The following is a 22,466-nucleotide window of genomic DNA, read 5'->3' on the forward strand; positions in this document are numbered from 1 at the left end:
AAAAGTTAATAATCAAATTGTACGCCTAACCTAATATTTGCACCGCGTCGCATCTCACTGCCTTCTAATGTGACCGTATCTAGAGTCGTTGCCACATCAAGATTAATGAATTTCATCACAGTAACTCCTGCATTAATGTAGGCAAGCTTGGAACCCGCTAAATTTCGACTGAAACCTAAGCGTGCACTTGGCAGCCACCAACTATCTGCCGCATATCCACCTGTTAATGTGAACCATTGGTAATCATCATGCATAGGATCTTCAACTGGGTTAGCATCTAATTCAACGTTTAAACTCCAATTACGTTGGTCAGTAAAAATACCTGCCTCTAACTTCAACTGACGCTCCATAGTATAAACACTTTGCTCATTAAGCTGACTCAAGATTTTTAATGACGTAAATGATTCTCTATCAAATTCAGGAAATTTATAGCTGTGTTCAAATAGACTATTTACTGAAGCACCCAATTGATAATGCTCTGCCGCCCAAACCAGCCCTAAATCGACATCAAAACCATTTTCATAAATAAAATCAGCATTGTTAATATCATCAAACAACTCTTCGGTATCGGTAATGTCTCCAATACGGGTATTGGCATGGGTTAAACCAACCCGGTAAAAGGTAGGTTTGATACCCCAATATAAATCGCCAGCATCGCTATGAATTGCATTACGACTGTAAGATAAAGAAAACTGAGCTATTTTTGTTGCTTTAATCAGTAATAAGCTGTCATTTTCAACAGACATTTTAATTCTCTGATTCGCAGGGTCATAAAATAAAGTAATGCCGCCAGATAAATCGAGCTCTTGTATCGGATCATTTTCATCAAAATCAGGAATTGTTTTCAATTGTGCTTTTGCATAGTCTGAATCAAGGGTAATTTCTTCAAAAATGCCAATCGCTTTGGAGTTACCTTTATATGCCATGCCAAATAATAAAGTGCCGCCGAATAAATCTTCATTCAAAACAAAACTAGCTTCACTGGTAGCTTCTGCTTTGCCATAACCTTCAGCCGCAATTAAGGCGAGCAGGCCTGCAGTGGTAACTACCTTTTTTTTAACAATATCAAGGCGATCTTCTAACTCTGGGTACTCGCTGAAGAGATCTTCCCAAGTGTAATTTCTGATGGGATTTTCTGGAGTAGGAGGTAATTCGTTACCCGTTCCGTTATCACCTTCACTTGGAGGATTAAACAGTAATGATAATTCATCTATTTTGTAAAATAATTCATCTAAATCGCCATATTCAATACCACCACCTATTTCAATAGATCCACCGGTCATTACATGAGGGTCTTTACGAGCAACAATTAATGCCGCTGCTGCAGGGTTGCCGGCATTTGATAATGATTTTTGCGAATAATTAAGGCTCGCACTACGTGGTTGAATATCAGCCCAAGCAATATCACTTAATGCTGACAGACTAAGAAAAGTCATTACAGCGGCTAAACTATTGCGCTTAACGGTTATTTCAAGGAAGTGTTTTTTTAATAATATTAATGAAAAAAATGGCAAAATATCGTCCTTGTTTAGCGTTTAACCATAGCTAATTGTATTATTAATAACCTACATTAACATATTGCCAACAACCGGACACTTGTAAAGAGGTTCAATTACAAAGTCATAACAACTCTACATAGTAATCCTGCCAACATTAAATAATGTTTACTTAAACTGTTTTTATTTTATTCGTCGACTTCTAATGGGGATCTGACAAACGTCAAGAACTGGTGGTGGTTTTTTATAGAAAAAATCACCTTCACGCGCACGACGTTTTACTAAACGTTCGCCAAACGCCGTTGATTCTGTGTTCTCAACTTCAATATGAATTTGATCTGCTTTTGCCACATCACTCATCAATTGCATGCTGACTATTTTAGTAAAATCACGATGATCTACAGCATAATCACCTTGCATCGCTTCCGTTCGCTGTATTGCTTGAATATGTTGCATACCGTAAACCACGCGACCAAAAATAGTCATAATGCGATCTAAATATCGTGGTGCTTGGCCAATAACAAAATAAAAGTGGCTCGATGCTGAATCTGCTTCATTATTTCTAGCCATTGCTACTGTACCTGGGCAGTGTGTTAACCAGGCCTTACCTAAACCATCATCATTATCTGCTTGATAAGCAACAGCAAAGCTGTCTTTAAAACCTGTTTTCTCTGCAAATAAATCTTTTTCCTGTACCTGTGTGTATGACCAACTTTTATCGGTCTGCCATTCTGCTTCCATTACCAGCAAGGGTACAGAACGATCTTTTTTACTGCCATCTTTTGGGCCCGCTTGAGCAACAAAACCATCGATCACACGATAAAATTTTGTCTGGTCATAAAAACCTTGTTGCGTTAACTGGCTGAATTGGGCTACGTGTTTTGGGGAAAACTGAGGAGCTAATTCAATGACCACTTTGCCATGGGGCAAGGTTAATAATACCGTATTTTGAAGTGCTAATTTGCGCCAGGTAGAATCGGTAGGTTTTTCCGCGCCACATGCGCTAATAAAGAATAACGCAGTGAGCGTAAGCGCACTTTTTAAAGAAGCTTTCATAACAGAGCCTTTATCTATTTTAAGGTAATACCAAGTCCATTAAGTTATTTTTCACTTAACAATAAATTTAATGGAATTGGTATATGTAAATTAAATGCTATCATAGCCGCCTTAAAATTTAACCAAATCATCTTGGAGTATTTCGTGAACAAAAGCCTTATCACTAACCTTATTGCATTAGCTTGTACAATAGGGGGCTATGTCAGCGAGCATCATATTCTTTTTACCTTAGGCCTTTTTGCCTTATCTGGCGCAATCACTAACTGGCTTGCTGTGTATATGCTATTTGAAAAGGTGCCATTATTGTATGGCTCAGGTGTAATTCCTGCGCGCTTTGAAGAGTTCAAAATTGCTATTCGTCAGTTGATGATGGAGCAATTTTTCACTGAGCAAAACATTGACCGATTTCTTTCTGATAGTTCAGGAAAAGCCAGTACCCTTAATTTGGCCCCCGTCATTGATAAAATTGACCTCTCCCCCGCCTTTGACAGTTTAGTTTCTGTTATTGAAAGTTCCTCTTTTGGTAGCATGCTTGCCATGGTGGGTGGCAGTGAAGCTTTACAGCCGATGAGAGAGCCGTTTATTGAGAAAATGAAACTTTCCATACAAGATATCGCACAAAGTGAACAATTTAATACCTTGTTACGAGAAGAATTAGAGCAACCTGATATCATTTCCGGCATGCGGGATAAAGTCAGCGATATTATTGAAAAACGTCTTAATGAATTAACCCCACAATTAGTCAAAGAAATTGTTCAAAAGATGATAAAAAAACATCTTGGCTGGCTAGTTGTTTGGGGAGGTATATTTGGCGGTATCATAGGCGTAGTTGCTGCGATTACGAATAATTTTTAGTTCGCTCTCTAAGTAATAAAATTAATTATTTGATGAATAATTTTATACTTATAAAATAAAGACCAACATCCATACAAATTAATCTTACTTTTGTCACCATATGGCATAAAAATCACTTTAATTACGCCCTAACTTTACGTTATGCTTGAGTGATTAAAAATTAGAGAGTTTGAACTCATAAGCGCGATGATGCCTTATTGACGTAACTCTCCTCTAACCATAAGGTAAACTTCTGTCATGTTTGGTAGTTTAAAGGCTTTGCCTGCCGATCCAATTCTTGGATTATTAGCTAAATATAAAAAAGATAACAACCCAAATAAAATTGATTTAGGTGTTGGCGTATTCAAGAACGAAGCTGGTCATACTGCAGTTTTAGATTGTGTAAAAAAAGCTGAGCAACATCGTACCAATACTGAAGATAGTAAAGTTTACATTGGCCCTACAGGCTCTCCTGTATTTAATGACGAAATGGCCAAACTTATTTTTGGTAGTGAGCATAAAGTATTAAATGAAAATCGTGCCCGCACTATATCAACACCTGGCGGTACTGGCGCATTACGTGTGGCAGCGGAATTTATTAAGTCTTGCAAAGCAGGTGCTACTATTTGGGTAAGTAACCCAACATGGGCGAACCATACTGGTTTATTTGCAGCTGCTGGTTTAAACGTTAAAACATATCCTTATTACGATTATGAAAACAAAAGCTTAGACTTTGACGGTATGTTAAATGCCCTTAAAGAAGTAAGCAGCGATGACGTGGTGTTATTACACGCTTGTTGTCATAACCCAAGCGGTATGGATTTAAACAATGAACAATGGCAACAAGTTGCTGATGTGGCTAAAGATGTTGGTTTCACACCATTAATCGATATGGCTTATCAAGGTTTTGGCTCAGGCTTAGACGAAGATGCTTACGGTTTACGTCTTATGGCTGAAACAGTTAAAGAAATGATTGTTTGTAGTTCATGTTCTAAAAACTTTGGCTTATACCGAGAACGTATTGGTGCTTGTACCATCATTGGTGAATCAAGCATTGCTGTTGATATTGCTAACTCTGTTTTACTTTACGTTGTGCGCGTTATCTACTCTATGCCACCAGCACATGGTGCCGCTATTGTCGAAACTATCTTAAGTTCAGATGAGTTACGCAACGAGTGGTATGTTGAATTAAAAGCAATGCGTGATCGCATTAATGGCAACCGTAAGTTAATCGTTGATAAGTTAGTAGAAAATGGCGTTACTCGTGACTTTAGCTTTATTAGTCGTCAAAGTGGTATGTTTTCTTTCTTAGGTCTTACTCCTGAGCAAGTTCAACAGCTACAAGATGAATACAGCATTTATTTAGTGGGTTCTAGCCGTATGAGTATTGCTGGTATTGCCAATAGCAATGTTGATTACTTAGCAAAATCTATTGCTAAGGTGCTTTAGCACTCTCAAAAGTCATCTGCTAAAATGGCAAAAAATCTGGCTGAGCTTTTTTTATTCTAATAGAGTAAAATATGGCTTAGCCTTTTTTATTGGCTGCAATTTATTCCCAAGCTGGCTGATTAATGACTCCTCTTGGTACAACTTAATATGTGATTCAAGGAAACCCCTGTGATTGTTCCCGGTAATTTATTTATTCTTTCTGCACCAAGTGGTGCAGGGAAATCAAGCCTTATCAATGCATTGCTAAGATCAGATAATCAAGCCTCCGCAAGAGCCATGCAGGTATCTATTTCTCATACCACTCGAGATGCCCGCCCTGGTGAGAATAATGGCGAACATTATCACTTTGTTAGTGTTGCTGAATTTAAAAAGCAAATCAGCCTCAACGCCTTTTATGAGTATGCTGAAGTATTTGGTAACTATTACGGCACTTCTGAAGCAGCTATTGATGCGCAACTTTCTCAAGGTATTGATGTTTTTCTCGATATTGATTGGCAAGGTGCTCAACAAGTTCGTATGAAAAAACCTGGCGTAACAACTATCTTTATTAGCCCACCTTCTAAAGAAGAGTTAGAAAGTCGCTTAAGAGGTCGTGGACAAGACAGTGATGAAATAATTGCTAGTCGTATGGCACAAGCGCAAGCTGAATGTTCTCATTATAATGAATTTGATTACGTCATTGTTAATGACGACTTCGACCAAGCCTTGCTTGATCTCACTACCATTGTAAATAATCAGCGCCTTAAATGTCGTCAGCAAAGCATCGCACAGCAAAGTTTATTTAGTAAGTTGCTAAACATTGAAGCCGTAGAGCCAACCGAATAGGCAAAAATCTCTCCAGTTGTATAGGGTATCGCTTGCTTAATTAGTAAGTGGGCAGTAAACTACGCAGCTATTTTGTAAGTTGTTTTATTAGTTGGAGTGCCCAGATGGCTCGCGTAACTGTTGAAGATGCCGTAGATAAAGTCGGCAATCGTTTTGATTTGGTGCTAGTTGCATCACGTCGTGCTCGTCAAATTGCAACGGGTGGAAAAGATCCATTGGTTGATGTCGAAAACGACAAACCAACGGTAATTGCTTTGCGTGAAATCGAAGCAGGCTTAATTACTACAGACATTATGAACACTTCTGATCGTGCACAACAAATCCAGCAAGATACTGCTGAATTAGATGCTGTTGCAGCGATTGTTGGTGGTCAACAAGACGAATTAAGCTAAAGTTAGTTCTTCTCTTTTGAGAAGAAATTAATTTAAGCCCTTAAAAACGCGTACCTCTTTCTGCTTTATATCAGAAAATAGGTCACGCGTTTTTTTATTGCTGAAGCTTTATTTTTTCCTTGTACATAGAACGTATTGCTGCGTATTCTATCTAAACTAATGAAACTTCAATCAATGCCTCCCCTCTAGCCCTTTTAATGCTCGCTGAACCGTGCTTTTCGAGGTAACATTAGTACAGACTAGGGTATATACTCGAATTACCCCCATTTGCCCCCTTCAATTTGGAGTTTTAGGTGTACTTATTTGAACCTTTAAAAGAGCTTAGCTCTACTTACCTATCAAAAGTACAAATTGATTTGCTGAAACACGCCTATGTTGTTGCACGTGATGCACATGATGGTCAGATGCGATCTAGTGGTGACCCGTATATTACTCACCCCGTTGCTGTAGCTATTAATTTAGCCCAGATGAACCTAGACCATGAAACCCTCATGGCAGCTTTATTACACGATGTTATTGAAGATACAGAAGTTACCAAAGATCAATTAGCTGAACTTTTTGGTCATACCGTGGCTGAATTGGTTGAAGGTGTCAGTAAACTCGACAAGCTTAAATTTAATAACAAAGAAGAAATGCAAGCGGAAAACTTCCGTAAAATGGTACTTGCCATGGTGCAAGACATCCGAGTTATTTTAATCAAACTTGCCGACCGTACGCATAATATGCGTACATTGGGCTCTTTACGACCAGATAAGCGTCGACGAATTGCCCGCGAAACCTTAGAGATTTATGCGCCGATAGCTAACCGCTTAGGTATTCAGGATATAAAAAATGAGTTAGAACTACTCGGTTTTGAAGCACTCTATCCTATGCGTTCACGTGCTTTAAAATCAGCAGTAAAAAAGGCCCGTGGTAACCGTAAAGCTATTATTGATAATATTGAAAAAGAAATTGCCGCACGTTTAGCAGAAAGCGGTATTGATGCGCAAATTATGGGCAGAGAAAAACATCTCTATTCTATTTACCGTAAAATGCTTAATAAAGAATTAATGTTCAATGAAGTAATGGACATCTACGCTTTCCGCGTTATCGTGCATGATAAAATTGATAACTGCTACCGTGCTTTAGGCGCGATGCACAACCTATTTAAACCGATTGAAACTCGTTTTAAAGATTACATCGCCATCCCTAAAACTAACGGTTATCAATCACTGCATACCTCGTTAATTGGTCCTCATGGCATCCCAGTAGAAATTCAAATCCGTACCTATGATATGGACCAAATGGCCGACAAAGGTGTTGCGGCGCATTGGTTATACAAGCAAGACGGTAGCAACACAGGTACAACGGCACAAATGAAAGCCCGTCGTTGGATGCAAAGTTTATTAGAGCTACAACAAAGTGCCGGTAGTTCTTTTGAGTTTATTGAAAACGTTAAATCTGACCTGTTTCCTGAAGAAATTTATGTCTTTACTCCAGATGGTCGTATTATTGAGCTACCAATGGGCGCAACCGCAATAGATTTTGCATATGCGGTGCATACTGATGTTGGTAATTCTTGTGTCGGCGTTAAGGTTGACCGCAAGCCTTATCCTATGAGCCGCGCCATTGATTCAGGCCAAACCATTGAAGTTATTACTTCAGCGTCAGCTAGACCCAATGCAACCTGGTTAAACTTTGTCGTTACGGCTAAAGCTCGCTTACAAATTAGAACTTACTTAAGAACTTGCGAAAAAGATGAGTCCCATGCTTTAGGCATTCGTTTATTAAGCCACGCCTTAGGTAAAACCAAACTTGAAGATTTAGCGCAAGAAAAAATTGATGAAGTAGTTCAACAAAGTGGCAATGGTACTTTTGAAGAATTATTAACTAATATCGGTTTAGGTAATGCCCTGAGTATAGGTATTGCTAGACAACTAACCGATGGTTTTACCGAAGATAATGAACTAGCCTCTCCAACCAGCTCCAAGACCAAAATGCCGATAAAAGGTACCGAAGGCATGTTAGTCAGTTACGGTAAATGTTGTCGTCCTATCCCTGGCGATGCTATTTTAGCTTACTTAAGCCCGGGTAAGGGTTTAATGGTACATCAGCAAGGTTGTCGAAACATTAAAGGCCACGACCAAGGCAGCTTATTCCCAGTCAAATGGGATAGCGATATTGATAAAGAGTTTATTGCTAAATTACGGGTAGAAATCATTAACCATCAAGGTGCATTAGCATTATTAACTAATGCAGTTGCAAAGTGTGGCTCTAATGTTCACAACCTAAATTCTGGTGAAAAAGAAGCTGGCTTATACGTGATCGACATGGAAATAACCTGTCGAGATCGTATTCATTTAGCGAATATTATCCGAAAAATTAAAGTAATGATTGATGTTCAACGCGTCATTCGAAATAAATAAACAAAACAATTACTACAGCAGTCTCCAAAGACTCTCCAAAGGAACTATTATGAAAAGCATTATCAGTACAGACAAAGCACCTAGCGCCATTGGCCCATATAGCCAAGCAGTGAAAGTAAACAATACAGTTTATTTATCAGGCCAAATTCCACTTGTTGCTGAAACAATGACAGTAATTGAAGGTGGCTTTGCTGAACAAGCAGAACAAGTATTTAAAAACCTAGTTGCTGTATGTGAAGCCGCGGGTGGCGACATTAACGATATGGTTAAAGTGAATATATTCTTAACGGATTTAAGTAACTTCGCCACAGTTAACGATATTATGAGTCGTTACTTTAGCCAACCTTACCCAGCAAGAGCGGCAATACAAGTATCTAAGTTACCAAAAGATGTTGATATTGAAATTGACGGTGTGATGGAACTTCCTAGCGTTAACTAAAGATATGCTTCATGAATGAAAATTAGTCGGCATTGTCTGCGCTGTTCGTCTAAATCACTTATAGATATAAGCTCAATAGACTCACAGCTTGACGGCTTTGCCTAACTAACATTCATTTTGCCTATTTGGTTGCCCCAAGTTAAGTTTAAGTGACTAATAAAAGCCACGTATCAGCTCAAAATTAAATAAAAGATTAACCAAAATGACTCCAGAAAGATTAGAACGTATTAATACCATGTTAGACAAACGCCAACCTGATTTAACGGTTTGCATGGAAGGCTTACACAAATCTCATAACTTAGCCGCCGTAGTACGCACTTGTGATGCTATTGGTATTAGTGATGTTCATGCGGTATGGAAGAGTGAAGAGGCGGAAGTACGTGGTGGTAGTGCCGCAGGCAGCCAAAATTGGATTGATGTCCATAATTACCATAAAACAGCCGATGCAATTGCAGCGTTAAAAGCACAGGGCATGCAGGTATTGGTCACCAACTTATCTGATACTGCTGTTAATTTTACCGAAATTGATTATACCAAGCCCACCGCCATTATTTTAGGGCAGGAAAAGTTTGGCACCTCAGAAGAAGCACTTGAGCTAGCTGATCAGCATATTGTTATTCCTATGGTCGGCATGGTGCAATCACTGAATGTTTCGGTTGCTTGTTCGGTCGTTTTATACGAAGCACAACGCCAGCGCGCTGCAGCGGGTATGTATGATCAACCTCGTCTAAGTAATGAACGTCGTCAACGTACTTTATTTGAAGGCGGTCACCCTATCTTTGCAGAAGCTTGTCAGCGTAAGGGATTACCTTATCCTGAAATTGATGAAGCAGGTCAAATTGTTGCTGATGAAAAATGGTGGCAAAAAATGCAAATGAACAAAAAAGCTTGGCAACATCTCGATGACTAATTATCTAGATGACAATTATTAAGCTGATCTGAGGTTAACAATGGCACTGGAAGCATTAAGCCGATTATCACAAGTTCCCCTGAGTACACTCAAAGGTGTCGGACCTAGTTTAGCGGAAAAACTAGAGAAAATTGGCTTGCTGTCAGTGCAAGATATACTTTTTCATCTGCCTTTACGCTATGAAGATAAAACGCGTATTACTACGGTGCGTGATTTATTAGTCGGTACCTCAACTAATATTATTGGTGAAATAACTGATAGCCAAATCACCCACGGTAAACGCCGAATGTTGGTGGTTACTCTCCATGATGGCACTGGCAGTATTCAACTGTGTTTTTTCAGCTTCTCCGCCAGTCAAAAAAATAGTTTAGCTATTGGTAAAACTATCCGCTGTTACGGTGAAGTAAAACGTGGCCCACGTGGCTATCAAATTGTTCACCCCGAATATAAATCTCTTGATGACGATATAGAGTTAACACCCGTTGAAGAAACCTTAACGCCTGTTTATCCCAGCACCGACGGTCTAAGGCAAATTTCCCTACGCAGTTTAACCGAACAAGCGTTGGTTCGATTGCAGCGAGGGCAAGTAGAAGAGTTATTACCCGCCAATATATTTAACGAGCAATACTCCCTCAGTGAAGCGTTAACTATCATTCATCGTCCGCCACCGAACGTATCGGTTGAGCAATTAGAACAAGGTCGTCATCCTGCTCAGCAGCGGTTAATTAAAGAAGAATTACTTGCTCATAACTTAAGTATGCTTAAGCTCAGACAAAATAGTGATGTGCATGATGCACTTTCACTTATTGGTGATGACAAAGTTAGTGAGAAGTTTCTTAACGCATTACCATTTTCGCCAACTAACGCACAAACACGCGTTGTTGCTGAAATAAAAGCTGACTTAGCCAAGACCCAACCTATGATGCGTTTAGTGCAGGGAGATGTTGGGTCAGGAAAAACCTTAGTCGCTGCCCTTGCCGCATTAACCGCTATTAGTGAGGGTTATCAAGTCGCTTTGATGGCACCTACTGAAATTCTGGCTGAACAACATGCTATTAATTTTGCTAACTGGTTTACACCACTTGATATTAGCGTCGGTTGGCTAGCAGGAAAAACTAAAGTAAAAGCAAAAAGGCTCGCGTTAGAACAAATTGCCAGTGGCGAAATGCAAATGGTCATTGGCACGCACGCGCTCTTTCAGACTGATGTAGTCTTTAAAAATATGGTCCTGGTTATCATTGATGAGCAGCACAAGTTTGGTGTTCATCAGCGCCTCACTTTACGTGAAAAAGGCGTGTTCGATAATAAATATCCTCATCAACTGATCATGACGGCAACACCTATTCCGCGTACTCTATCGATGACAGCTTATGCCGATTTAGATTCTTCAATTATTGATGAACTTCCACCCGGTCGTACCCCAATCAACACCGTAGCCTTACCTGACTTACGCCGCGGGGATGTCATTGAACGAATTCGCCAAGGTTGCGTTAATGATGGTAGGCAAGCTTATTGGGTATGTACCTTAATCGAAGAGTCCGAAGTATTACAATGCCAAGCTGCTGAAGATACTGCGATTTTATTACAAGCACAATTACCTGAATTGAAAATTGGCTTAGTACATGGCCGGATGAAGGCAATTGAAAAACAAACAGTGATGGATGCCTTTAAATCGGGTGATTTACACCTGCTGATTGCTACTACTGTGATTGAAGTGGGGGTTGATGTACCTAATTCAAGTTTGATGGTTATAGAGAACCCTGAACGCTTAGGGTTAGCCCAACTACACCAATTACGTGGTCGTGTTGGGCGAGGCTCTGTCGCCTCTTTTTGTGTGTTATTGTATAAAGCGCCATTATCAAAAACAGCCACTAAACGCTTAGCAGTCTTACGAGAAAGTAATGATGGTTTTGTTATTGCAGAAAAAGATCTTGAAATTAGAGGACCAGGTGAATTGCTCGGTACTAGGCAAACAGGTTTAGCGGACCTTAAAATTGCCGACCTATTGCGTGATGGTTACTTAATACCTGAAATAAAACAAAAAGCCTATTTATTATCACGCCAGCAACCTGAATGTGCTCAAGCATTAATTCAACGTTGGTTAGGTAATAAAGAGCGTTACTCTAATGCCTAAAATCTGATACCTAAAACACGAAAAATGAAAAATCATCGTGAACAATTACAGTAAAAAGTAGTCATAAAAAAACCATTAAGCTTTAACTCGCTTAATGGTTTTTTCTTATCCGTGCACTAACCTAGCTCAGATTAATCTGTGCTAATTCAAGAAGAAAATTAATGCGCTTCGTCCCAGTTATCACCAATACCTGATTCTGCAATTAATGGTACGCTCAATTCAACGGCATTATTCATCAACTCAACTAGCTTAGCCGTTGTTTCTTCAACGATATCTTGGTGAATTTCAAAAATCAGTTCATCGTGAACCTGCATAGTCATTTTGATACGGTCATCATTTTGTTCTAGTAACCAATGATCTACCGCTAACATGGCCTTTTTAATAATATCAGCCGCTGTACCTTGCATTGGTGCATTGATAGCCGCACGTTCTGCTGCTTTTTTACGCATGCCATTTTTAGCATTAATATCAGGTAGATATAACCGACGACCATATAAGGTTTCAACATAGCCCTGCTCACTCGCTTGTTGACGGGTATCTTCCATATACGTTAATACACCAGGGTAGCGCTGGAAATATTTATCTTGGTACTCTTGTGCTTGCTGACGACCAATATGTAGTTGCTTAGCTAAGCCAAATGCTGACATGCCGTAAATCAAACCAAAGTTAATCGCTTTAGCACTACGACGTTGATCGGTTGTTACCTCATCAAGTTCAACGGCAAAAATTTCTGCCGCGGTTGCCTTATGAATATCTTTGCCTTCGCTAAAGGCGGTTACTAAGCCTTTATCGTTCGACAAATGTGCCATGATGCGTAATTCAATTTGCGAGTAATCTATTGCAACTATTTTATGATCTTTTGGTGCAATAAAGGCTTGGCGAATTTTGCGACCTTGCTCACTGCGAATTGGTATGTTTTGTAAGTTTGGATCGGTCGAGGATAAACGCCCAGTTGCCGTAACAGCTTGATGATAAGAAGTGTGTAAACGACCCGTTTTATCGCTAACCATTAACGGTAACTTGTCGGTATAAGTCGACTTCAGTTTACTTAGACCTCGATTTTCCAATATAACCTTAGGTAATGGATAATCCAACGCTAATTCTTGCAGTACTTCTTCTGCGGTTGAAGGTGCGCCTTTGGGTGTTTTTTTGATGACCGGGATTTGTAGTTCTTCAAAAAGAATTTGCTGTAATTGTTTCGGTGATGCCAGATTAAAACTTTTACCTGCTAAATTATGTGCTTCAATTTCTAGCTCATCTAAACGCTGTCCTAAGGTAAAGCTTTGTTCAGCTAAGATATCACTATCGATTAATACACCTGTTTGCTCCATGCGTGCAAGCACAGGTAAGAGTGGCATCTCTATTTCATTGAACACACTTAACATCGACGCTGTTTGCTCTAGCGCTGGGAAAATGGCGTGATGTAATCGTAAAGTAATATCCGCATCTTCCGCGGCATAGTGACCCGCTTTTTCAATTTCAATTTGGTTGAAAGTAAGTTGCTTAGCACCTTTTCCGGCCACATCTTCAAAATGTACGGTTTGATAATCAAGATATTTCAGTGCTAATGCATCCATATTATGGCGAGTAGCAACACTGTTATAACAATAAGACTCGATCATGGTATCAAAATCGATGCCTTGCAAAGTAATATCATAATGACTTAGTACATTGGCATCATACTTAAGGTTCTGACCAATCTTTTTAATGGTTTTACTTTCGAGTAACGGTTTTAATTGCGCTAAGACCCAATCTTTATCAAGTTGCTCTGGTGCATCAACATAATCATGCGTCAATGGCACATAAGCAGCTTTACCCACTTCAATAGCAAAAGATACGCCTACTATTTCAGCTTTCATATAATGAACACTAGTTGTTTCAGTATCAAAAGCAAAAGCTTCACACGTTTGTAGTTTCTTAAGCCACTGTTCAAAAAGTGCTTTATCTAAAATAATATCGTATTGAGTTTCTTCAACTTCTACCGCTTTAATTTCTACGACCTGCTCACCTGCCAAATTGCTTGAGTCGTTTGCATTCGTTGCTTTAGCTTTTTTAGACTTTTTAGCTGCCCCAGTGGTACTTGTACCACTATCTCCTTTACCTAAGTCAGCTAACAAACGTTTTAATTCGAACTTTTGATAAAGCTCAGCTAATGCGTCTACATCTGGTTCACTAGCAGCTAATTCTCCAGCCGTTTGTTCTAATTCAACATCACATTTAATGGTGGCTAATTGATAAGACAATGGTAGTTGCTCTAATGCATCACGAAGATTCTCACCAATCTTACCTTTTACTTTATCAGCATTGGCAATAACTTCCTGCATGGTGCCATGTTCTGCTAACCATTTAACGGCAGTTTTGGGACCACACTTAACAACGCCAGGAATGTTATCAACTTTGTCACCCATCAAGGCGAGGTAATCGATAATTTGGTCAGGTCGAACACCAAATTTTTCACTAACGCCAGCAACATCCATTTCTACATCTGTCATGGTATTAATCAAACGAACATGCTGAGTAACTAGCTGCGCCATGTCTTTATCGCCGGTCGAAATAACAGTTTCAATACCAAGCTCATCAGCTTGTCTTGCCAATGTACCGATAACATCATCGGCTTCCACACCAGGAATAACTAAAAGCGGTAAACCCATTGCAGTAATAATCTCATGTATTGGTGCAATTTGAGTACGTAAATCATCTGGCATAGGTGGACGATTGGCTTTGTATTCTGGATACATGTCATTACGAAAGGTTTTACCTTTGGCATCAAATATGGCGATAATATTTCCATTGGGGTAGTCTTTTTTTAAACTACGAAACATATTTAATACGCCGGTAATTGCACCTGTTGGTTGACCGTCAGCGGTTGAAAGAGCTTGTAAATAGGGTACGTGATAGGCTCTAAATAAATACGAAGAACCATCGACTAAGATCAAGGGTGATTGCGTGTTATTAGAGTCTTGAGAAGTTGCAGAAATTGTCATAAGAAATACGCGAAGCGACTAAATTAAGCTAAAGATGGCTAATCATGCCACAAAGCGCAAGTAGGCTCCACTTTATCAGTATGCTTTATTGATGTTGCTTGTGGATAACCTTGTGGTCAAGTACGAAAAACAGCCAGAGATTTGCAAGTGGCAAATCTGGCTTTGTCAATATAGTGCTTTGATTTTATTTAAAAAAAGTGTCGTACCAGGGCCTTTAAATACGCAATTATTTTATTTTAACTATATGTGGATAATTTTATTATCAAGTTATTTTTTAGCTGTACGAAAAATCGGCTAAAGAAAATAACGTGGTAAGAGATTATCAGAATTTGGCGTGATTACCAGCGCATTATTAAACTTTTTTTACCGATTTTTGACACTTTTAAATAACAAAAAAACATAAGCGAGTAAGGGCAATAGCTAGCAAGAGATCCACCAGTTAAATAATTTTTTGTATAGTAAAAAATATTTTTTTTGAAGATAAAAAAAGAGTATTTTCGCCCTTATTGTGAATAATAATAGTGGTGCCGAGATTCTTCGTTGAGGTTTTATTTAAACAAACTTACTGATTGTAAAATCTGCTTACGTTAGTTCTGTTTAAATTGGCTTATCTTACTTTGTTATAATCGTAGGTAGACTAATAAGTAATAAAGTCTAAGAATAAGAAGTGTTATTATTTAGGTAACCATATAATTTTGCTATATTTGTCTATGAGGTTTCTAAAGGATTCATCAGTCGCAGTTCCTCTTGCTAAGTAAAGTACTTATTATTCTAACACTTACTTAAGTTCAAACTTGATTCTCCGTTTTAATAGGAATCATTAACAGTAAACTGGGCTCTAGCTACTTTTAGCCTTACCTATATACCCACTAACGAGTTATATTATGAAAAAATTTGTTCAATTATCACTACTCACTTTGGCTTTAGCCCCTGCTCTATTAGCATCTGAGCTAGTCAGTGCCAATAGCATGCCGCAATCAGTATCTCCAGCTAATGCCTCGGTATACATTATTTCACCTGTAGATGGCGCAACAGTGAAAAGTACGTTCACAGTAACTTTTGGTTTAAAAGATATGGGCGTATCTCCGGCAGGTATCGAGAAAAAGCATACCGGTCATCATCACTTATTAGTCGACAAAGACTCTCTGCCTGCCTTTGACATGCCTATGGGCGGCGATGTTCAGCACTTTGGCGGTGGACAAACACAGACAACGCTAACGTTGCCTAAAGGACAGCATACTTTACAGCTTATTTTAGGCGATCATCACCATATCCCTCATAAGCCTGCGGTTGTTTCAAAGAAGATCACCATTACTGTTGAGTAATATACCCTCTGGGTTAATTGATTAGTCCGCTTGGTATAGTCACCAGAGTTTTTAATGGTAATGAATATAGCTACTGACTTTTCGTTAGTAGCTATACTTTTTTTTGCGAGTCAATTTGCAGAGTAATAATTACAGAGTAACAAACTCTTCTGCTGAGGTGGGATGAATAGCAATTGTGTTATCAAAATCAGCTTTCGTTGCGCCCATTTTCATTGCTACAGCAAATCCTTGTAATAATTCATCACTACCAAAACCAATACTGTGTAAACCAACTACTTTTTCTTCGCTACCTGCACAAATTAACTTCATTCGCGTCGGATCGCGATGGTCCTCAGTGATAGCTTGATACAGTGCTGTAAATTGCGATTTATAAACGGTAATATTTTCCTCACCGTATTGCGCAATAGCTTCGTCTTCAGTCAATCCAACGGTGCCGATAACTGGATGACTAAATACTACCGTAGCAATACCTGAATAATCTAAATGTTCTTCCGGTTTATTGTTAAATAGACGCTCACATAAACGACGACCCGCGGCAACAGCTACCGGCGTTAATTGTGCTCGACCGGTGTTATCACCTACTGCATATATACCGTCAACATTAGTATTTTGATATTTATCTGTTTCGATAAAACCACGTTCATTCATCGCAACGCCAGCAGCTGCTAAATTAATATTATCAGTCGCTGGTTCTCGGCCAATTGCCCATACTAAGGTTTCAACAGGTCCAATAGTCTTCCCACTAGTTAGATGTACGATTAAGGTACCGTCAGCTAATTTTTCGATACGCTCTGGCGTGCTGTGGTTATGTAACGTTGGCCCATGTTTTGCCATTTGCTCTACCAAAGTATCGCTTAACATGTCATCAAAACCACGTAATGGCTTTTCTTTACGCACTAATAAATGTGTTTCACTACCTAGGGCACAAAATACGCCCGCCAGTTCAACAGCTATATAACCGGCACCTACGACAGCAACACTTTTAGGCTGCTCAGTTAAGGCGAAAAAGCCATCAGAGTCGATGCCATGTTCTGCACCTTCAATATTAGGGAAAGATGGACGACCACCAGTAGCAATAGTGATGTGATCTGCAGTAATTAACTCACCGTTCACTTCAACAGTATTTTTATCAACAAATTTGGCAAAGCCATCAATAACGGTTACATCGTTAGCATCAAAACCACGCTGATAGGCCGCATGAATACGTTCAATATAAGCTTCTCGGTTAGCGACCAATTTAGCCCAATCAAACTGAGGAGTGCCTTGAGTAAGATGTTGAGCAAAACCGTAATCACTAGCATATTTCAATGCGTCAGATATCTGTCCGGCATACCACATCGCCTTTTTAGGTACACAACCAACATTTACACAAGTACCACCAATGTACTTGGCTTCAATAACTGCTGCCTTTTTACCTAACTTTGCCGCGCGGTTAGCTGATGCTATACCGCCACTGCCACCGCCAATGGCAAGATAATCAAAATGTTGTGTCATGGTTTCACTCATTAGTTAACGTATTGTTTAAATAGAATGTGGGCGCAAATTACACTTTATTCAAGTATTAAAATAATAATATTTAATAACTTTTTCAGTAATTGGCTGTCCGCTTTATCAAATTAGCTATCGGTATAAGTAAGTTCGGTTTTATCTATCAGCAAATTTTTCATAATATTCTCCGCTGGTCTTGGCTTACTATATAAATAACCTTGTATATACTGGCATTGTTTGGCGACTAAATAATTTAATTGCTCAACCGTTTCTACACCTTCTGCAATACAATGCATGTTAAGTCTTTTTGCTAATACTAGCGTGGTATCAACAATCGCTTCATCTGCTTCATTTATACCAATACCAGCAACAAAGCTACGGTCAATTTTTATAATATCTAAAGGTAATTTTTTTAAATAAGACAATGACGAAAAACCAGTGCCAAAATCATCAAGCGCTAAAGTAAGACCTAGTGAAGATAATTTACGCATGGTGGTGATGGCATTTTCAGGTTGTAAAATTAGCGAACTCTCTGTTACTTCAACACGTAATATTGCTGCAGGTAATTGGTAACGTGCCAATAATTCACTAATAAATGAGACTATGTCTGCTTCAACAAAGTGTTGTACTGATAAGTTTATCGACACATAAAATTCAGGTCGTATGGTGTGCCATTCTTTTAGATCCTTACATACTCGCTCAAGTGCCATTTCTGTCATCGTGATGATTAAATTTAGCTCTTCTGATAAAGGAATAAAGTCACTTGGTGGCACTAAGCCAGTAGATGTTTGCCAACGCATTAACATCTCGACTCCCACAGCCTTACCCGTATAAGCATTAATAATAGGTTGGTAGTGATTAATAAACTCATTATTTTTTACTGCTAATTTTAATGCTGATTCCTGACTCAAGCGCTCCATTGCTTCAATATTCATTTGTGCAGTATAAAATTTAAAGTTACTTTTTCCGGCTTGTTTCGCATGATACATAGCAACATCAGCATGGCGTAATAATTCGTCTGAGTTAATACCATCATTGGGGTATAATGCAATACCTATACTTGCACCAACACTCACTAAATTACCATCTAAATCAAAGGATTGACCGATTGTATTAATGACCTTTTCTGCAATTCGCCCCAGCTGATTTTCATTAGCGAAACTCTCTAGTAACACAACAAATTCATCACCTCCAATACGTGCTACCGTATCATCGATGCGTAATGCACTTTGCAAGCGTTTAGTAATTTCTCGTAATAATAAATCCCCGAAATCATGTCCTAAAGAATCATTAACTTGCTTAAATCGATCAAGATCAATAAAGAACACCGCAATGGAGGTGTCTCGTCGATTAGAAAAATCTATCGCATGTTTAATACGTTCAAGCAATAACGTTCGATTGGGTAATCCTGTTAAATGGTCATAATTTGCTAATAATCGTAATTCACTTTCAGCACTTTTCTGCGCGCTAATATCCGTTAATACAAACAAGTAATGTAAAGCATTAGTTACTGAACTTAGCCCTACAGTGACGTTAATAATGACGTGGTATTCATCCTTATTGGCGGTAACTATCAACTCTTCTCCACGCCAATGCTCTCCCTCTTTTAGCGAAAGCATTAATTTACGATAAAAACTGCGACGTTTCTGGCTGACGCCTAAGAGTTTGTCACTAAAATCAAACTCTTCTTCTGGCCAATCAAAAACAGCACGCATTGACTGGTTTGCCGTGATTCGGGATATTTTTTCATCAATGATAAATACCCAATCTTGGGTTTGCTGAAAGGCATCTCCGTAATACTGAGCGCGCTCTTCATTAGCGCGCGACTCGGTAATATTAGTATAAGATCCTGTCACTCTGACAGGATGATTATTAGCATCTACAGCAACAATTTTTCCTAAATCTTTATACCAAAACCAGTGACCATCTGATGTTTTCAAACGATAGGTACAGGAAAAGTTATCCTTTAGATTAGCGCTACTAATAAATAGCTGCCAACAATGAATAAAATTATCATGATCTTCAGGATGAATAAGCGCTACATGCTCTTCTAAACTATAAAACAGCGCCTTCTCTCGGTAACCTAAATCTAAAGCAATACGCTTTCCAAACATTAAGTCTTCATCGGCTTGCCAATCCCAGACCTCACTGTTACTTCCAGTTAAGGCTAGTTGTAAGCGATTTTCTCGATATTTCACTTGCTCATGAACATCAAGTAATAATTGTTGCTGGGTTTTACGATAACGATACCAAGTCACCGTAATTAACATTAAGGCGATAGAATAAAGTAATATCGCTAATGGTGAGCGCCAAGGAGCAAAGCCTACGTTGAATTTAATATGTACGGGCGAAGAGTACTCTCCCGTATAAGGAGACTTAGCTTGAATAGATAAAGTATGTTTACCTGAAGCGAGGCTAGGAAAGGTGACATGAGCTTCATGACTTGCCGGAAAATCAATATTGTCTTGTCCCGTTAAATGATATTTATAGATGATACTTTTCTCATTACCGTAAGAAAAAGTAGAAAAATTAATACGGATACCTACATCATCATGGTTAAGATTAATAACGGCATTATTTTCAATGACTAAAGGTAAGATTAACTCTCGAGACAATAATTCTACGGCAGTAACTTTGACTGTAACATTTTCATTATCATGTATTTTTTTCAACTCTAAAGGATCAAAAATACTAATGCCTTCCATAGAGCCGTAAACAAATGAGCCATCCGCTAATTTTGCATAAGCCTTAGCATTAAACTCCGTCGCTCCAAGGCCATTTTTACGGGTGAAATGACTTATATGTTGGTTATCTGAATCCAACATAAATACACCGTTATGGCTAGAGAACCAGATGTCACCAGAGTCATCTGCCATGACACCATAAACGTTATTCTCAATAATGGAATTAGCTTTATGGTAATAATATTTCTCTTTAAAATCAGGTAATGTTAAGCCAATGAGGCCTTTACCACTGTAGCTCAACCAGAGGACTTGGTTTTTATCAATCGCCCAATTATCGATATAAACATTTTCACCTGCGAGTATCCCTTCTAGTTGATAAAGCTGTACAAATTCTCGTGTATGGGTATTAAATCCCCATAAACCATCATTACTGGTGAGTAAAAACCAATCACTATTTGGTAATGAGCCCAAGAAATACAATAAACGTTCAGGAGAAAATTGCGCCGTAATTTCGCTTAACGTATCAACTTGATAAGTGATTAAGTTTATTTTAAAAATACCTTTTTCATTCGTTAGCCATAAAAAATCATCTTCTCTTAAGATGTCAAATTGCTCTAGGGCAAGTAGCTGATTAACTTCATCATTGAAGGGTAATGCTAATATTTTTTCCTGTTTTTTATCAAATAGAAGTACACCTTGGGCAGTAGAAACAAGTAATTGCTCTGCTGTTAAAGTTATTAGGCTATAAATATGGCTTTTCGTATAAATACTCTTAGAATCATCATTCACTAAAAAGGGGGTCACACGCTGCTTTACCAAATTAACTAGGTTAAAGCCATTTGAAGTGGCAACCCAAAGCAAATCAGTATTGAAGCTATCAGGTAAAGCATGCCAAACTTCGTTATAGCTCAAACTAGCAATATTGTTATTTTTATAACCATAGTTTTTAACTAATTCTTTTTGAGGGTCCCATTGATAAGCCCCTACGGTATTTGAGCCTAGCCAGAAAATACCCTGATTATCTTTAATGAGTGCTTTTATATTATCATCGGTAATATCATCAAAATAATCACTAAAGCCAAATAGGAACTCACTAGTATTATTCAACGTATTAATTGCGTACAAGCCCTTATCAGAGGCTACGTAAAGTATTTCTCCATCAAGTAATGTCTGCCATGCAGCCATATTTTCAATAAGCTGTTGGTAGTCTGGTAATTTCGATTCTCCCGCAATATATGCCTTAATCTGCGATACATTTATAGTATAAAACCCATCGAAAGAGCCTAAATATAAGGTATGATTATTATCAGCATGTACTGTATATATTTTATTCAGTTCTTCGCTATTCGACTGCTTGGTATGATCCGCTTGTATTTGAGGTAATTTTTTCCAATCGTTTTTCTCAATATCATAGGCAAAAACACCTATCTTAGAAGCTAGGTAGATTACGCCATCATAAAATGACATTTGAAATAGTGATAAATTACCTGCTAACTCTAATTCCAAGTCTATTACTTGCTGATATTCACCGGTAACTTGATTATAAACACCAAGCGTTTTTGATGTTAACACCCATACTTTATTGTCATAATCATTAATCAAGTCAGTAATATAGTAATCAAAACCTTGTGCAAGTTTTATTGGGATATGCCGGTAACTATCTGTTTTAGGGTTATAACAATAAAGTTTTCGACCATCAACATTTAACCAAATCAAACCATTTTTATCTTCAAGTACATTGTATATAGCAACATTTTCAAAACTGTTTTTTGGTCCTGGCAATTGCCTAACTTCATTGCCATCATAAACATTGACACCACTTTCAGTACCTAGCCAAATGAAACCTGTTTTGTCTTGAATAATTGAATGAATACTACCTTGTGATAAACCATCATCAACAGAGAGAAGTTCTAGGGAAAGGTTTTCTATTGCAGCATAACTATTAGTAGGGGCGACTATACCGCCAATAAAAATAACGCTCAAAAAAATGCTTAACATTAGTCGACAGGAAATAAGTAATCTCTTAAGCATCGTCACTCAACAAC

14 protein-coding genes are annotated in these 22,466 nt (G+C 38.5%); 9 read left to right on the plus strand and 5 right to left on the minus strand.

Annotation, left to right across the window (positions count from 1 at the left end; translation table 11 throughout):
• Positions 1 to 5: 5 nt before the first annotated feature.
• Both traF and ESZ36_RS05095 read right to left on the minus strand, forming a co-directional pair.
• Positions 6 to 1,514: a conjugal transfer protein TraF gene (gene traF, locus ESZ36_RS05090; RefSeq protein WP_146784406.1), complete on the minus strand. Its 1,509-nt coding sequence runs from the start codon at positions 1,512 to 1,514 to the stop codon at positions 6 to 8.
• A gap of 165 nt (positions 1,515 to 1,679) precedes the next feature.
• Positions 1,680 to 2,552, minus strand: coding sequence for a peptidylprolyl isomerase (locus ESZ36_RS05095; protein WP_146784409.1), 873 nt, complete (start codon positions 2,550 to 2,552; stop codon positions 1,680 to 1,682).
• A 144-nt stretch (positions 2,553 to 2,696) separates the two neighbouring features.
• On the opposite strand from ESZ36_RS05095, the gene ESZ36_RS05100 reads away from it, so the two are divergent.
• From ESZ36_RS05100 to recG, 8 genes are all read left to right on the plus strand, one after another.
• A complete protein-coding gene (locus ESZ36_RS05100) occupies positions 2,697 to 3,407 on the plus strand; it encodes a DUF445 domain-containing protein (protein WP_146784412.1) in 711 nt (236 codons plus the stop codon).
• Between the two features lie 237 nt (positions 3,408 to 3,644).
• On the plus strand, positions 3,645 to 4,835 hold the full coding sequence (locus tag ESZ36_RS05105) for an amino acid aminotransferase (protein ID WP_146784415.1): 1,191 nt from the start codon (positions 3,645 to 3,647) through the stop codon (positions 4,833 to 4,835).
• 168 nt (positions 4,836 to 5,003) lie between these two features.
• Complete coding sequence (gene gmk / locus ESZ36_RS05110) at positions 5,004 to 5,660, plus strand: guanylate kinase (RefSeq protein WP_246128994.1); 657 nt, start codon at positions 5,004 to 5,006, stop codon at positions 5,658 to 5,660.
• 104 nt (positions 5,661 to 5,764) lie between these two features.
• Positions 5,765 to 6,052 carry a DNA-directed RNA polymerase subunit omega gene (rpoZ, locus tag ESZ36_RS05115; RefSeq protein ID WP_146784420.1) on the plus strand — a complete coding sequence of 96 codons (288 nt, stop codon included), beginning with the start codon at positions 5,765 to 5,767 and terminating at the stop codon, positions 6,050 to 6,052.
• Between the two features lie 293 nt (positions 6,053 to 6,345).
• Entirely contained in the window at positions 6,346 to 8,457 is a 2,112-nt protein-coding gene (gene spoT, locus ESZ36_RS05120; protein ID WP_146784423.1) for a bifunctional GTP diphosphokinase/guanosine-3',5'-bis pyrophosphate 3'-pyrophosphohydrolase, read from the plus strand.
• A 46-nt stretch (positions 8,458 to 8,503) separates the two neighbouring features.
• Complete coding sequence (locus tag ESZ36_RS05125) at positions 8,504 to 8,896, plus strand: RidA family protein (RefSeq protein WP_211357768.1); 393 nt, start codon at positions 8,504 to 8,506, stop codon at positions 8,894 to 8,896.
• 202 nt (positions 8,897 to 9,098) lie between these two features.
• The gene (gene trmH / locus ESZ36_RS05130) at positions 9,099 to 9,806 is read left to right on the plus strand and encodes a tRNA (guanosine(18)-2'-O)-methyltransferase TrmH (protein WP_146784428.1); all 708 of its coding nucleotides are present in this window, start codon (positions 9,099 to 9,101) and stop codon (positions 9,804 to 9,806) included.
• Between the two features lie 40 nt (positions 9,807 to 9,846).
• Positions 9,847 to 11,940 (plus strand): ATP-dependent DNA helicase RecG, encoded by a 2,094-nt coding sequence (recG, locus tag ESZ36_RS05135; RefSeq protein WP_146784431.1) that lies wholly within the window; start codon positions 9,847 to 9,849, stop codon positions 11,938 to 11,940.
• Positions 11,941 to 12,098: 158 nt separating this feature from the next.
• On the opposite strand, the gene polA is transcribed toward recG, so the two are convergent.
• Complete coding sequence (polA, locus tag ESZ36_RS05140; protein ID WP_146784434.1) at positions 12,099 to 14,924, minus strand: DNA polymerase I; 2,826 nt, start codon at positions 14,922 to 14,924, stop codon at positions 12,099 to 12,101.
• Positions 14,925 to 15,808: 884 nt separating this feature from the next.
• Between polA and ESZ36_RS05145 the strand changes: the two genes are divergently transcribed.
• On the plus strand, positions 15,809 to 16,249 hold the full coding sequence (locus ESZ36_RS05145; RefSeq protein WP_211357762.1) for a DUF4399 domain-containing protein: 441 nt from the start codon (positions 15,809 to 15,811) through the stop codon (positions 16,247 to 16,249).
• A 129-nt stretch (positions 16,250 to 16,378) separates the two neighbouring features.
• Here the strand turns inward: ESZ36_RS05145 and gorA are convergent, their stop codons facing one another.
• A complete protein-coding gene (gene gorA / locus ESZ36_RS05150) occupies positions 16,379 to 17,743 on the minus strand; it encodes a glutathione-disulfide reductase (RefSeq protein WP_146784438.1) in 1,365 nt (454 codons plus the stop codon).
• Positions 17,744 to 17,865: 122 nt separating this feature from the next.
• Entirely contained in the window at positions 17,866 to 22,404 is a 4,539-nt protein-coding gene (locus ESZ36_RS05155) for an EAL domain-containing protein (RefSeq protein WP_246128995.1), read from the minus strand.
• Between the last annotated feature and the right edge of the window lie 62 nt (positions 22,405 to 22,466).

It is taken from the genome of Colwellia demingiae (assembly GCF_007954275.1).
Classification (GTDB): domain Bacteria; phylum Pseudomonadota; class Gammaproteobacteria; order Enterobacterales; family Alteromonadaceae; genus Colwellia; species Colwellia demingiae.

Excerpts from the sequence above, each read along its gene's own strand:
- recG (WP_146784431.1), top strand. The coding sequence starts at position 9,847 with ATGGCACTGGAAGCATTAAGCCGATTATCACAAGTTCCCCTGAGTACA.
- gorA (WP_146784438.1), bottom strand. The coding sequence starts at position 17,743 with ATGACACAACATTTTGATTATCTTGCCATTGGCGGTGGCAGTGGCGGT.
- ESZ36_RS05145 (WP_211357762.1), top strand. The coding sequence starts at position 15,809 with ATGAAAAAATTTGTTCAATTATCACTACTCACTTTGGCTTTAGCCCCT.
- polA (WP_146784434.1), bottom strand. The coding sequence starts at position 14,924 with ATGACAATTTCTGCAACTTCTCAAGACTCTAATAACACGCAATCACCC.
- trmH (WP_146784428.1), top strand. The coding sequence starts at position 9,099 with ATGACTCCAGAAAGATTAGAACGTATTAATACCATGTTAGACAAACGC.
- ESZ36_RS05105 (WP_146784415.1), top strand. The coding sequence starts at position 3,645 with ATGTTTGGTAGTTTAAAGGCTTTGCCTGCCGATCCAATTCTTGGATTA.
- ESZ36_RS05095 (WP_146784409.1), bottom strand. The coding sequence starts at position 2,552 with ATGAAAGCTTCTTTAAAAAGTGCGCTTACGCTCACTGCGTTATTCTTT.
- rpoZ (WP_146784420.1), top strand. The coding sequence starts at position 5,765 with ATGGCTCGCGTAACTGTTGAAGATGCCGTAGATAAAGTCGGCAATCGT.